This window comes from Gracilibacillus sp. D59, from assembly GCF_052246695.1.
Taxonomy (GTDB): Bacteria; Bacillota; Bacilli; order Bacillales; family Amphibacillaceae; genus Gracilibacillus.
Window position 1 is genome coordinate 133,919 of the sequence record NZ_JBQQCK010000009.1, and the last position, 12,197, is coordinate 146,115.

A 12,197-nucleotide genomic window follows, 5' to 3' on the forward strand; every position below is an offset into this window, starting at 1 on the left:
GATCAGGCTACTTGGTAAAGAAGACCACTTTACTAAGTGGATCTTTAACTGTTAGTTCCCACAGAGGGCTACATATTCTGCCTTCGCTAATATCATTATTCTATCTTTTTAAAGTGGAAATACTCGGAAATCAATTCCAATGTATTACTTCTTTCAAAAAACAAACTCTTATCTTTGTGGATAAGAGTTTGTTTTCTTTAAAGGCTTGATAATGGTGGTTCTTGCTCTAGTATTTCTTTAATATTGTTGTGCCCATCCATCACAGCCACTTTAGGTTTAAATTTTACTAGCTCTTCATCTGATATGATGCCGTATGAAACGACTATAATAATATCGTCAGGCTGTACTAGGCGAGCGGCTGCACCATTTAAACAAAATACCTTACTGCCTCTTTCTCCAGCAATCACATAAGTTTCCAGGCGTGCTCCATTATTGTTGTTTACAATTTGCACTTTTTCATGCGGTAAAATACCTACTTTATCTAAAATATCTTCATCAATAGTAATACTACCTACATAATTTAAGTTTGCCTCTGTTACACGTGCGCGATGAATTTTCGATTTCATCATGGTACGTAACATAATTGTTCCCCCTAAATAATTACTTTAGGTACAGTTCCGTTCTCATTTATAATAATATTATCAATTAGTCTTGCTTTCGTAAATTGAACAGCTACTGCAATGATTATTTGTTGATCAATATTATCTATTTTATTCAAAGAAGGAAATGATAACAGATCAACATAATCAATTTGACCACTTGTATTTGTCTCTATATATTTTTTTACTTCCTCTATAATCATAACAGGATTTTTTTCACCGTCAATCATTAATTGTTGAGCAGTACGTAATGCCTTATGTAAGTGAACTGCTTCATCTCTTTCCTGTTCGGATAGATAAACATTTCGACTGCTCTTTGCTAAGCCATCTACTTCTCTTACTGTTGGTACGGCTACTAACTTGATAGAAAAATTAAAATCATCAATAAGTCTCTTTACAACAGCTACTTGTTGTGCATCTTTAAGGCCAAAAAAAGCAAAATCTGCTTTTGTCAGATGAAAAAGTTTTGTTAAAACAGTAGCAACACCATCAAAATGTCCTGGCCTACTTTTACCACACAGAACTTCCGTTCGTTTCTTCACTTGAATCGCAACCGTCGAATCTTGAGGATACATTTGATCAACTGTAGGCATAAACAAAATATCAACCCCATGTTGTTCTGCGATCTTTTGATCACGTTCTTCATCTCGAGGATAACGTTCGAAATCTTCATTAGGCCCAAACTGCAAAGGGTTTACAAATATACTAGTAATAAGTACATCTGCATACTTTTTGCTCTCATCCATCAGTGTTGTATGACCTTCATGTAAATAGCCCATTGTAGGTACAAAACCTATTTTCTTATTGTTATCTTTCAATGCGTCAGTAATAGTTACCAGTTCATTTACAGTCCGTACTATTTTCACTTCTATTCCTCCAAATTAAGATCACTAGCTAATTGTTTATCCATAAAAAACGTATGTTCCTCGTTTGGAAATTCTCCACTTTTAACTTGGCTGTGATACTGCATAATTGCAGACTTAATAGTTGACCCAACTTCATGATAAACTTTCACGAATGATGGCTTGAAATTCACTCCATATTGTAAAATATCATGGAAGACAAGAACTTGGCCATCACAGTCTTTGCCAGCACCAATACCTATTGTTGGAATTGATATGTGTTTACTTATGTGTTTAGCTAATCGATCTGGCACACATTCTAATACAACACTGAACGCTCCACTTTGCTCTAACATCTCCGCTTCTTTAATTAGTTGTTCAGCTGTTTCTTTATCTTTACCCTGGATTCGATAGCCGCCTAACACGTTTACCGATTGTGGTGTCAAACCGATATGGCCTACTACTGGAACACCTGCTTCTGTCAATTTTCGTATTAGCTTTAACGTATCATCAGATGCCCCTTCGACTTTAAGTGCTTGAGCATTCGTCTGTTGCATAATTTGTTGTGCATTCTCCATAGCCTTTTCTAATGACAAATGATAAGACATAAAAGGCATATCAATAACAGTAAAGGTATCAGTGGCACCTCTAGTAACAGCTTTTCCATGATGGATCATATCATCAACGGTAACCTCGATAGTTGAATTATATCCTAATACAACCATTCCGAGAGAATCACCGACCAGAATCATATCAACTTGTGCTTCTTCTGCCAATTTGGCAGATGGATAATCATATGCTGTAATCATTGAGATTTTTTCACTATTTTTTTTCATCTTTTCAAATTGAATCGTGTTTTTCACCTTCAAAACCCCTCACCATATAATTTCTGCACTATAAATAACCTTTTCAACATTCTTATCATTTAATACAATCAATGCTCCATCATTTGTTATCCCTTTGACAGTAGCAGCATACTCTTCTTGAGTTGTTATAACATAAATTTTTTCATTTAATTTATAAGCATGCTTTAACCATGCTTCTCTGATTGGTTCAAAACCGGTATCCAGATAAGTTTGATAAGCTATTTCAAAATCTTGTAAAACATTCTGAATGATTACTTGTCTGTTCCATTCCTGTCCAGATTCAATCCGAAGAGAACTAGACTTTCCTTGTAGCACTTCTGGAAAATCTTCAGATGACTGATTTACATTAATACCAAATCCGATGATCAAATATTGTATGGCTTCCAATTCTGCTTGCATCTCTGTTAAGATTCCAGATATTTTTTTACCATCGATAAATAAATCATTTGGCCATTTTATTTGTATCTGTTGCCCCGTGACACGCTCCAACGTTTCTACTAAGGTTACTGCTACAAATAAAGTCATTTGTGATGCCTGGTGTGGGGGAATGTTAGGTCTTAGGATAAGACTCATCCATATGCCGCCATCATGATCAGATACCCATCGACGGTCCATGCGTCCACGTCCAGATAATTGCTTATTGGTAGTAACAACCGTGCCATGTTCGGCCCCTTTTCTTGCTAATGTATGTGCTAAATCCTGGGTAGATGCCATCTCTTGTCTAAACTCAATATGTTTGCCAAGCCAGTTTGTATCTAATCCCCATTTTATTGTGCTTTCATTAAGTTTTTTAGGTTTAGCTAGCAAACGATATCCTTTTTTAGGAACAGATTCAAATTGATAACCATCTTTTTTTAATTCATTGATATGTTTCCATATAGCAGTACGAGAAACTTGTAATTTCTCAGATAAAGCTTGCCCAGAGATATAACGATCATCCTGTTCAGCCAATAGGGAAATTAACTCGTGGCGTTTATTTGTTGTCATATTGTAACCACTCTCTTATATCATTTTTATCATTTTTAATTACCTCTGAAACGACTGCTTTCTCTGTTTCGAGAAGCATTTGTTGAATCCATGATCCTGCCTCGCGATCGGGAAAAAAGGACATAATATCTTGTCCATTAATTACTAATTCTCTTCTATTTTTAATAATCAAGCCATTTTTCATCGATATGATATCTTCATTGTTTATTGTTTCCTTTTGTAATAAAAAACACAATGTTGTAAAATCCTCTATTAATTCTTCAGGTAAACGATACAGCACCCATGGTAATGGTTCCTTTGAATAATCTTGAACAAGTTGCACTAACACTTGACTATTTTTTTTGATCTGATTGGATAATTTCCACCTGTTTGTCCAATCAGAAATGGATATACTAGATACATTTAGCCTCATATAAGCGATAAAAGCTGCTAAACTGGGCAGCGAACGATTTAATTTTTGAAACACCTCTTGTATCATATTATGTTCAGAAATAACTGGTAGTTGGTTAACTAATCGAGTTTGTAATAGTGCTTGTTTTGCTTGATTGAAATATGTGCCTTTTAACGTTTTTTTCCATTCGACTGCAATTCTTTCTATGGAAATTTTCTCTAGCCATTTTCTGTTATCTTGAATAGCGTATAACGTTTCTTCATCCAATTTGAAACCTAGTTGACTCTGAAAACGGATAGCTCGCATCATTCTTAATGGATCTTCCAAAAAGCGTTCCTGTGCTCTACCTACTGTTCGAATTACCTTATTCTTAATATCCTTTTTGCCCATGTATGGATCAATCAGTTGTAATGATTGATCCATTGCAATTGCGTTTATAGTAAAATCTCTTCTTGCAAGATCTTCTTTTATATCCGTAACAAAGTTGACTGTGTCTGGTCTTCTAAAGTCACTGTAACCTGTTTCGGTTCGAAAGGTCGTTATCTCAAACGAAATGCCATGATATTGCACTACTACTGTGCCATGATCTATTCCAGTCGGTATTACTTTGGTGAATATTTCCTGAATTTCTTGAGGATATGCTGATGTTGCGATATCTATATCATTAATATCTCTTCCAAGTACGGAATCTCTAACAGCACCACCAACAATATAAGCTTGAAAACCATGATTTTGTATCTCTCGTACAACTTGTAGGGCTAACTTAAATAGATCAGTTTTCATTATTTTCACCTAACACTCCAGCATATAAATCTTCATATTGCTTCTTAATCTTATCAGATGAAAAATGTTGAAAAACTCTTTCTTTTGCCTTTACTGAAAAAGCATGCCATTTTTTCGTATCAGTCATTAACTCTAGTGTTCTCGTAGCAAAAGCGTCAATATCTCCTAGTTCTTCAATATAACCTGTTACTCCATCATCAATAACTTCCGGAATTCCGCCAACATTCGAACCAATACAAGGAACTCCACAAGCCATCGCTTCTAATAAAACAAGTCCAAAGCTTTCTTTTTCAGATAATAGCAATTTAATATCTGCAATGGCTAACAAAGAAGGAATATTTTTTTGTTTACCAAGGAAGTGGACTACTTTATCCAACTGTAATTCACGTACTAAATCGTGGATCCTACCGTATTCGGGACCATCTCCAATTAACATGAGTCGAGCTGGAGTCTCTTTATATACTTTAGCAAAGGTATGAATCACATCTTCTAACCTCTTTACTTTTCGAAAATTAGAAATATGTATCAATACTTTTTCATCTTGTTGGATACCGAAATTTCGTTTTAATTCTTCCTTGTTATGAGCTAGATATTCCTCTTCATTTACAAAGTTATAAATAACATGAATGGGACAGTTGATCCCTAACATTTCTTTCGTTTGCTTTACCAAACTATCTGATACAGCAGTAACGGCATCTGATTGTTCGATTCCAAATTGGATCATCTTTTTTAAACTAAGATCGATACCTAGAACAGTAATATCAGTACCATGTAATGTGGTAACAATTTTCACGGGTTGCTTTGCCATCTGTTTGGCTAAAATAGCACAAATAGCATGTGGTACAGCATAATGTGCATGAATGATATCTAATTTTTCCGTATCTATTACTTCCGCTACTTTCGTTGCCAAAGCTAAATCGTAAGGTGGATATTGAAAAACAGGATAATGATTTAATTCTACTTCGTGAAAATATATATTAGGATTAAATGAGTTCAAACGAAATGGAATACTGGATGTAATAAAATGAATTTCATGGCCTTGTTTCGCAAGCATTTTACCTAATTCGGTTGCGATTATTCCAGATCCGCCTACTGATGGATAACAAATAATTCCTATTTTTAGCATGTGGCAACCCACCTATTATCTTGGATTTATGACTGTAAATTACGCCATTCAAAAAAACCTGCATCAAGCGCTCTTATCATTACTTCTGCTCCTCCTAAATTAGTAACTAGAGGAATTTGATACACATCGCATAAACGCATAAGTGCACTTATGTCTGGTTCATGAGGCTGAGCTGTTAATGGATCACGGAAAAATATAACAAGATCCATCTCATTGGTTGCAATTTTTGCACCTATCTGCTGATCTCCACCTAATGGTCCGGATTCAAATCGTTGAATAGTTAAACCTGTTGCTTCGTTAATTTTTTTACCAGTTGTTCCAGTTGCATATAGTGTATGATGTTTCAAAATGGCTGAGTAAGCTAAACTGAAATTTACCATATCCGTTTTCTTTTTATCGTGTGCAATTAAAGCTATATTCATCTGGCTCTCTCCCTATTCAAGTATATTTTCTAATCCATAAACTAAAATATCCAATTTCATAACATTATCAATTGCCAATTTGACTCCTGTCATAAAGGACTTGCGATGAAATGAATCATGTTTAATTGTAAGATTTTCCCCGATTGAGCCGAATACTACCTCCTGGTGTGCTACAAGTCCTGGCAGACGCATACTATGAATCTTCATGCCATCGATATCAGCACCTCTTGCACCAGAAATCGTTTCTTTTTCTTCAGGATGTCCTTGTTTCTTCGTCTCACGCACTTCTTTAATCAATGATGCTGTCTTTACTGCAGTTCCAGATGGAGCGTCCAGCTTATTATCATGATGCTTTTCAATAATTTCAACATCAGGGAAGTATTTAGCGGCCCATTTCGCAAATTGCATCATTAGTACCGCACCTAATGCAAAATTTGGTGCAATTATTACGCCAACTTCCTTTTCTTCTGCTAAATCAGTCAGTTCTTGTAACTGATCGTCAGAAAAACCAGTTGTACCAACCACTGGTCTTATTCCATAGTTGATTGCTGTTTTCGTATGTAAATAACCAAATTCAGGTGTCGTCAGATCAACCAATACATCTGCTTCCACAGATTGAAAACATGTTTCAATATTTGTATAAATCATAGCATCAAAATTTGGCAATTCTTCAAACTCATTTATTTGTTTACCTTCAAATTTATGATCTAAACAAGCAACTAATTCCAAGTCTTCTTGATCTTCAATCATTCTTAGAGCTTCACTACCCATTTTACCTCTGGGTCCTGCAACAATTACTTTTACTTTACTCATTGTTATCCTCCTGATTCGCTATTCTTGTCCACCGATTTTTGTCTCTTGTTTCGATTTTATTGATTGTTTTTGCAAAGGCTTCACTTAAACTAATGTTTTGTTCATTGGCAAAACAAATCATAACAAAAAGAAGATCACCTAATTCGGCTTCGATTGTATTATCATCTTCAGAACTTTTCTTTGGTTTTTCGCCATAATGATGGTTAACTTCGCGCGCTAACTCACCAATTTCTTCCGTAAAGCGTGCGAGCATACTTAATGGTGAAAAATAACCCTCTTCAAATTGAGAAATATACTGATCTACTCTCTTTTGCATATCTTGCATACTATCTTTATTATACATTTAACACCCTCCCGAGATAAAGTAAAAAGGCAGATGCATACACATCTGCCTTTCATCATATTTAATCTTACTCCTCATTTGCAAGTAAAAACATGGAAGCAAAACGAATTAACTCTGCCACAGCTACAAGTGCTGCTGCAACATAGGTTAGTGCAGCGGCATTTAATACTTTTTTCGTTTGTCGTTCTTCATTATTGCGTATAATTCCGGAAGAAACGAGCTGACTCATAGCACGGTTAGAAGCATCAAATTCTACTGGCAATGTCACAAGCTGGAATAAAACTGCGAATGACATAAAGATAACCCCTATAAGTACCAGGTTCATTGCACCAAATATAATACCGGCAATGATAAAAATAATCGACATTTTATCCCCCAGTCCCGCAACTGGAACCAAAGTATGACGAAAGCGCAAGAGTGCATATGATTCTGCATCTTGAATAGCATGGCCTACTTCATGAGCTGCAATGGCTGCTGCTGCTGCAGAATAACCATGATAGTTATCACTAGATAAACGAACTACCTTTTTGCGAGGATCGTAATGATCAGATAACATACCTTTTGTTTCTTCTATTCTTACACTATATAAGCCATTATCATCTAAGATCTTTCTTGCAACTTGTGCACCTGTTACCATATTAGAATTCATTACTTTCGAATATTTTTTATAGGTGTTTTTTACTTTTGATTGTGCCCACAATGGGACTAGAATTAATAAAGCGAGATAAACTAAATATCCAATCATCTTCATTCCTCCATCATAAAAACATCTCACTAAGGTCAATTTTAGTCAATAAACGACAATGTGTCAATTCAAAATGATTACGTAGATTCTCCCTTGTATTTTGCCCATGCAACGTAAGATAAACTCAGGAAAATAAAACCGAACACTATAAATATAAGCCACTGTGTATAATGGGCATTTGCATTATTTAATGTGTTGATATTCAGTTTAGATATTTGGGCAAAAGTTTCTTCTAATTCAATTTCATTATACGATTGATGATTATTCGTCAGTACTTTTAATGACTCTTGATAATCTTGGTATTGTTCATCGTCCAAATGCAATTTAACAACTGGCGATATAGCTTCAACATAATATACAACTTCTTCTATATCAGATTGAGTTACTTTTTCCTGATCTAATAACTTTTTCATTTTTTCATCTAATTCATATTTCCAAGTTGTCCATAATGGAGCATTATCTGATATCATTGCATCCCATAAAATAATGGTTTGCTGTGCTGCTAATGATTTTTCAGATTCGGCAGTCTCCTCATCTTGCAGTATATCTACACATTTATTAAGGTATTCTCTCATTATTGGTTCATATGTACCTTTTTCTTTTGCTACTCTTTGTAAGATTGTCGATTGATTATTTTCGATGATTTTTACTGCCACTTGATAACGCTGTTCTTGTACAAGCCGTTCAAAGGTATACATATAATGATTATTACTTTGAGCATTAACGTCAAATGGATGAAAAGCTTGTATAATTATGAAGATGAAAAAAAATGAAATCATATATATAATTCGCACAACTACCCCTTCTTCCATCTTTCTTTTTAAAAATGTATGAAAGACAGGTTGCAGTTATGCATGCATTATAATTTGGTGGAAACGTTATGAAATAGTATATTTTAAGTTATTTTTTACAGATATGTGATAGACGATTAAAATTGTAATGATCGATAACCAAAAAGTAAAATAGCCAATATGTTGTTGGTAATCAGATAAACTTCCATAAGCAGGCATCATCCCATAAACATAATCGATCAGTTCATTATGTAATAACCAAATTGCTGCAATCGTTAAATGTCGCAATTCAATCTTATAAAGTGGTGCATACAGAAAGGCTTGAACCGCCATTGCACCATGAGAAGCGATTAACATATAACCTTGCCAACTTAAATCCCCACTTATGTAAAGAGTTAAAAGATTCATAATGACAGCCCATACTCCGTATTTGACAAGTGTCGTAAATGCTAACGCCTCTATTAACGGTACATTCTTCCCTTTTAAAATGAAAAATAAAAATATAGTAAAAAACAAACTGGCGGTAGGACTATCAGGAACAAAAGGGAGAAAATGTAAAGGTGTTTCTTGTAGTTGATTGCCATACCAAAAATAGCCGTAAATAGTTCCTAGTAAATTCACAAAAAATAATAGAGCAATAAAATACGGTTGGAACAATAATTTTTGCAACATAATATATTTCCCCTCTGCTATTTCCCTATTTAAGGTGTACGTCTGCCGAGTCATGGAGGTATACCTCAACAGAACGCTATTAAAAACCCTCGCCCATGTATTACGAGCGAGGGTAATGGTTTATTCTTGTTCTGCTGCTTGTTCATTTACTGAAACAATAAACTCTGCAAGCTGCTGTAATTCTTCTTCTGTACCTTGGAATTGATCTGCAGGCATCTGACCGACACCATTAACTGCAATATCTTTAATTTCATCTACACTCTTATCAATACCAATCAAACTTGGAGCAGCTCCTCCACCAGCTAAATCTCCACCGTGGCAGTTAAGACAGCTGTTCTCTTCATACAACGCATAACCAGGATCAGACTTATCTATTTCGACAGTTGGCTTATCCTCCGGCCATTCAGGTTTATTATTAGCTGCCTTTTCTTCCCAGTTTACGTGTTCTGCTGCCTCATATGTCAACCAGAAAACTGCAACAAAACTAAGAATCATTAAACCAGTGGCAATTGGTCGCTTATGTGGGCGACGCTCTTTTCCTCTATCAAGAAATGGTGCTAGGAATAGTGCGCCGAATGCTAATCCAGGTATAACAACTGCACCTAATACAAAGAATTGCGCACTTGCAAATTTATACTTCAATAATTGATATAAAAATAAGAAATACCAGTCTGGTAATGGTACATAACTAGTATCAGTTGGATCGGCCATTTTCTCTAATGGTGCAGGGTGTGCAATCGTTAAACATAAGAAACCTACTAAAAATACTGCCCCTACTAACCACTCTTTTAACAAGTAATTCGGCCAAAACGCTTCTGTTCTACCAGGATATTCCGAATAATCTTTTGGAATAAACTTTTGTTTGTCAGCCGTAACACGAGAATCACCGACAAACTTCATCCCTTTTCCTCGTTTCACTGCTATCCCTCCTTCGTTAGCTCTAGTTTATAGCGGACCAGAAATCCCTTGCTTACGGATCATGATAAAGTGAATACCCATCAACACAAATAGTGCTGCTGGTAAGAAGAACACGTGAATCGCAAAGAATCTAGCTAATGTTTGGGCACCAACAATAGATGGATCCCCATTAAGTAACGTTTTAGCCATTTCACCAATAAAGGGTACACCTTCTGCAATTTCAAGTGTTACTACTGTAGCAAAATATGCTTTATTATCCCATGGTAATAAGTAACCAGTTAATCCTAGTGCTAGCATAACAAAGAATAAAAGGACACCTACCATCCAGTTTAGCTCACGCGGTTTCTTATAAGCACCTTGAAAGAAAACACGTAACGTATGTAAAAATAACATCACAATAACTACACTTGCTCCCCAGTGGTGCATACCTCTTACGATTTGTCCATGTGCTACTTCTGTTTGTAAATAATAAACAGAACGCCATGCATTTTCAATATCAGGCACGTAATACATCGTTAAGAACATCCCTGATAGAATTTGGATGACTGTTACAAAGAATGTCAAGCCACCAAAACAATAAACAAACGCAGAAAAATGATGTGCAGGATTAACATGCTCCGGCACCTCGTGATCTGCAATGTCTCGCCAAAGTGGAGTTATGTCCACACGATCATCAATCCAGTCATAAATCTTCTGTAACATCTATTGAGCCCCTCCTTTCTTAACCGGATTCGGAACAATATTTCCAAGATGTAATGTTCCTTCTTTCACTTCGTATTCAAATAAGTCTAATGCCGCGTTTGGTGGTGTATTCGGGACATTTAAACCACTTTTGTAATAACGACCTTCATGACACGGACAGAAAAACTGATCAGGAAAATCAGGGTTTCCAGACCAATTCACCGCACAGCCTAAGTGTTTACACGTCGGTGATAACGCTACAATTTCATCATTTTCATCTTTATAAACCCAAGCACTTTTGGTGACGTCTGATGTGTACCATGCATCGACTTGTTTAACAGTCCAGTCAAATCGTTGAGGCTCTGTTGTGATTTCGGATACTTCGGCAACGGCATGCATCTCGCTGCCACTGTTAGCTTGTAAAACTGGATCAATAGCAAAACGAACCATTGGTGCAAGCATACTAGCAGCCATAAATCCACCAACACCTGTTAATGAATAATTTAAAAATTGACGACGGGACACTTGTTGTTTTTTCTCTGACATTATTTACCCCCCTCTACACATATTCCGACTTCATGGATTATAATCTCTTATATATTACTAGGACATTACTATGATAGCGCAAACTAAAGCTAGGGTCAATAAAATCTAATCTATAATATCTTTTTTCTATCAAGAACAACACTTACCAATAGCTTCTTATCAACTCACTGATTTGGAGTACTTGTTCGTTTACCCATTTTTTAGCTTGATCTGATTGATAGTCATCAATAGAAGTAGTAGTCAACCATATCAAATTACTATCCAAAAGTCGTTCTTGTTTTTTCCAGTTTACATCATAAGTAAGTAAAAATACATGTTTAAAATGTTCATTTGCAAGCATGCTTGTCCATTTATTGAGACTGGTACTCTCACTCTCATAATCTGCATTTCGTATGTATGTATAAGCTGGACTTAGCATTATTCTACCCGTATAATTTCTTTCTAATTCATCTGATATAATTTGTAATAACGTTTTCTGATCAGCTAATTTTGTTGCCTCTGATTCAGTTTGTAAATCCAAGGGTACTAGTGGTACACAAAGCGTATCAATATATTCTTTTGATTGAAAGAATAGTTCAAGATCTTTCTTTTTCCATTGCATCTTTGATCCTCCCTATTATATTTACTAGAACATGAAAAACTTGGCATCATGCCAAGTTAACAATAATTCAC

General features: G+C 35.5%; 16 protein-coding genes. All 16 read right to left on the minus strand.

The features are described from left to right. Positions 1-197: 197 nt before the first annotated feature. The 16 genes from panD to ACTWP4_RS15720 all read right to left on the minus strand — a co-directional run bounded on the left by panD (position 198) and on the right by ACTWP4_RS15720 (position 12,126). A complete protein-coding gene (panD, locus tag ACTWP4_RS15645) occupies positions 198-581 on the minus strand; it encodes an aspartate 1-decarboxylase (protein ID WP_443129717.1) in 384 nt (127 codons plus the stop codon). A gap of 11 nt (positions 582-592) precedes the next feature. After that, positions 593-1,465: a pantoate--beta-alanine ligase gene (gene panC, locus ACTWP4_RS15650; protein WP_443129718.1), complete on the minus strand. Its 873-nt coding sequence runs from the start codon at positions 1,463-1,465 to the stop codon at positions 593-595. A 2-nt stretch (positions 1,466-1,467) separates the two neighbouring features. After that, the gene (gene panB, locus ACTWP4_RS15655; protein WP_443129719.1) at positions 1,468-2,304 is read right to left on the minus strand and encodes a 3-methyl-2-oxobutanoate hydroxymethyltransferase; all 837 of its coding nucleotides are present in this window, start codon (positions 2,302-2,304) and stop codon (positions 1,468-1,470) included. A gap of 12 nt (positions 2,305-2,316) precedes the next feature. Further along, positions 2,317-3,294 carry a biotin--[acetyl-CoA-carboxylase] ligase gene (locus ACTWP4_RS15660; RefSeq protein WP_443129720.1) on the minus strand — a complete coding sequence of 326 codons (978 nt, stop codon included), beginning with the start codon at positions 3,292-3,294 and terminating at the stop codon, positions 2,317-2,319. Continuing rightward, the gene (locus ACTWP4_RS15665) at positions 3,281-4,468 is read right to left on the minus strand and encodes a CCA tRNA nucleotidyltransferase (RefSeq protein ID WP_443129721.1); all 1,188 of its coding nucleotides are present in this window, start codon (positions 4,466-4,468) and stop codon (positions 3,281-3,283) included. Before ACTWP4_RS15665 ends, ACTWP4_RS15660 begins: the two co-directional genes overlap by 14 nt. Then, positions 4,458-5,594: an N-acetyl-alpha-D-glucosaminyl L-malate synthase BshA gene (bshA, locus tag ACTWP4_RS15670; RefSeq protein ID WP_443129722.1), complete on the minus strand. Its 1,137-nt coding sequence runs from the start codon at positions 5,592-5,594 to the stop codon at positions 4,458-4,460. The genes ACTWP4_RS15665 and bshA overlap by 11 nt, the downstream gene beginning before the upstream one ends. Before the next feature lie 26 nt (positions 5,595-5,620). Continuing rightward, positions 5,621-6,016 (minus strand): methylglyoxal synthase, encoded by a 396-nt coding sequence (gene mgsA / locus ACTWP4_RS15675; protein WP_443129723.1) that lies wholly within the window; start codon positions 6,014-6,016, stop codon positions 5,621-5,623. A 12-nt stretch (positions 6,017-6,028) separates the two neighbouring features. Then, positions 6,029-6,829, minus strand: a complete 801-nt coding sequence (gene dapB / locus ACTWP4_RS15680) for a 4-hydroxy-tetrahydrodipicolinate reductase (RefSeq protein WP_443129724.1) — start codon at positions 6,827-6,829, stop codon at positions 6,029-6,031. Next, positions 6,822-7,172 (minus strand): nucleotide pyrophosphohydrolase, encoded by a 351-nt coding sequence (locus ACTWP4_RS15685; protein ID WP_443129725.1) that lies wholly within the window; start codon positions 7,170-7,172, stop codon positions 6,822-6,824. Before ACTWP4_RS15685 ends, dapB begins: the two co-directional genes overlap by 8 nt. 67 nt (positions 7,173-7,239) lie before the next feature. Beyond that, positions 7,240-7,917: a zinc metallopeptidase gene (locus ACTWP4_RS15690; protein WP_443129726.1), complete on the minus strand. Its 678-nt coding sequence runs from the start codon at positions 7,915-7,917 to the stop codon at positions 7,240-7,242. A gap of 77 nt (positions 7,918-7,994) precedes the next feature. Beyond that, a complete protein-coding gene (locus ACTWP4_RS15695) occupies positions 7,995-8,711 on the minus strand; it encodes a sporulation protein YpjB (RefSeq protein WP_443129727.1) in 717 nt (238 codons plus the stop codon). Positions 8,712-8,795: 84 nt separating this feature from the next. Further along, positions 8,796-9,380, minus strand: a complete 585-nt coding sequence (locus ACTWP4_RS15700) for a DUF1405 domain-containing protein (protein WP_443129728.1) — start codon at positions 9,378-9,380, stop codon at positions 8,796-8,798. Between the two features lie 120 nt (positions 9,381-9,500). Beyond that, on the minus strand, positions 9,501-10,298 hold the full coding sequence (locus ACTWP4_RS15705) for a c-type cytochrome (RefSeq protein WP_443129729.1): 798 nt from the start codon (positions 10,296-10,298) through the stop codon (positions 9,501-9,503). A 27-nt stretch (positions 10,299-10,325) separates the two neighbouring features. Beyond that, positions 10,326-11,000, minus strand: coding sequence for a menaquinol-cytochrome c reductase cytochrome b subunit (gene qcrB / locus ACTWP4_RS15710; RefSeq protein WP_443129730.1), 675 nt, complete (start codon positions 10,998-11,000; stop codon positions 10,326-10,328). After that, on the minus strand, positions 11,001-11,525 hold the full coding sequence (locus ACTWP4_RS15715) for a ubiquinol-cytochrome c reductase iron-sulfur subunit (protein ID WP_443129731.1): 525 nt from the start codon (positions 11,523-11,525) through the stop codon (positions 11,001-11,003). A gap of 142 nt (positions 11,526-11,667) precedes the next feature. Then, positions 11,668-12,126, minus strand: coding sequence for a DUF2487 family protein (locus ACTWP4_RS15720; protein WP_443129732.1), 459 nt, complete (start codon positions 12,124-12,126; stop codon positions 11,668-11,670). Between the last annotated feature and the right edge of the window lie 71 nt (positions 12,127-12,197).

Bases quoted from the DNA above. Each gene is read 5' to 3' on its own strand.
- ACTWP4_RS15720 (WP_443129732.1), bottom strand. From the start codon at position 12,126: ATGCAATGGAAAAAGAAAGATCTTGAACTATTCTTTCAATCAAAAGAA.
- ACTWP4_RS15660 (WP_443129720.1), bottom strand. From the start codon at position 3,294: ATGACAACAAATAAACGCCACGAGTTAATTTCCCTATTGGCTGAACAG.
- qcrB (WP_443129730.1), bottom strand. From the start codon at position 11,000: ATGTTACAGAAGATTTATGACTGGATTGATGATCGTGTGGACATAACT.
- ACTWP4_RS15715 (WP_443129731.1), bottom strand. From the start codon at position 11,525: ATGTCAGAGAAAAAACAACAAGTGTCCCGTCGTCAATTTTTAAATTAT.
- mgsA (WP_443129723.1), bottom strand. From the start codon at position 6,016: ATGAATATAGCTTTAATTGCACACGATAAAAAGAAAACGGATATGGTA.
- ACTWP4_RS15700 (WP_443129728.1), bottom strand. From the start codon at position 9,380: ATGTTGCAAAAATTATTGTTCCAACCGTATTTTATTGCTCTATTATTT.
- ACTWP4_RS15685 (WP_443129725.1), bottom strand. From the start codon at position 7,172: ATGTATAATAAAGATAGTATGCAAGATATGCAAAAGAGAGTAGATCAG.
- ACTWP4_RS15690 (WP_443129726.1), bottom strand. From the start codon at position 7,917: ATGATTGGATATTTAGTTTATCTCGCTTTATTAATTCTAGTCCCATTG.
- panD (WP_443129717.1), bottom strand. From the start codon at position 581: ATGTTACGTACCATGATGAAATCGAAAATTCATCGCGCACGTGTAACA.
- bshA (WP_443129722.1), bottom strand. From the start codon at position 5,594: ATGCTAAAAATAGGAATTATTTGTTATCCATCAGTAGGCGGATCTGGA.
- dapB (WP_443129724.1), bottom strand. From the start codon at position 6,829: ATGAGTAAAGTAAAAGTAATTGTTGCAGGACCCAGAGGTAAAATGGGT.
- ACTWP4_RS15665 (WP_443129721.1), bottom strand. From the start codon at position 4,468: ATGAAAACTGATCTATTTAAGTTAGCCCTACAAGTTGTACGAGAGATA.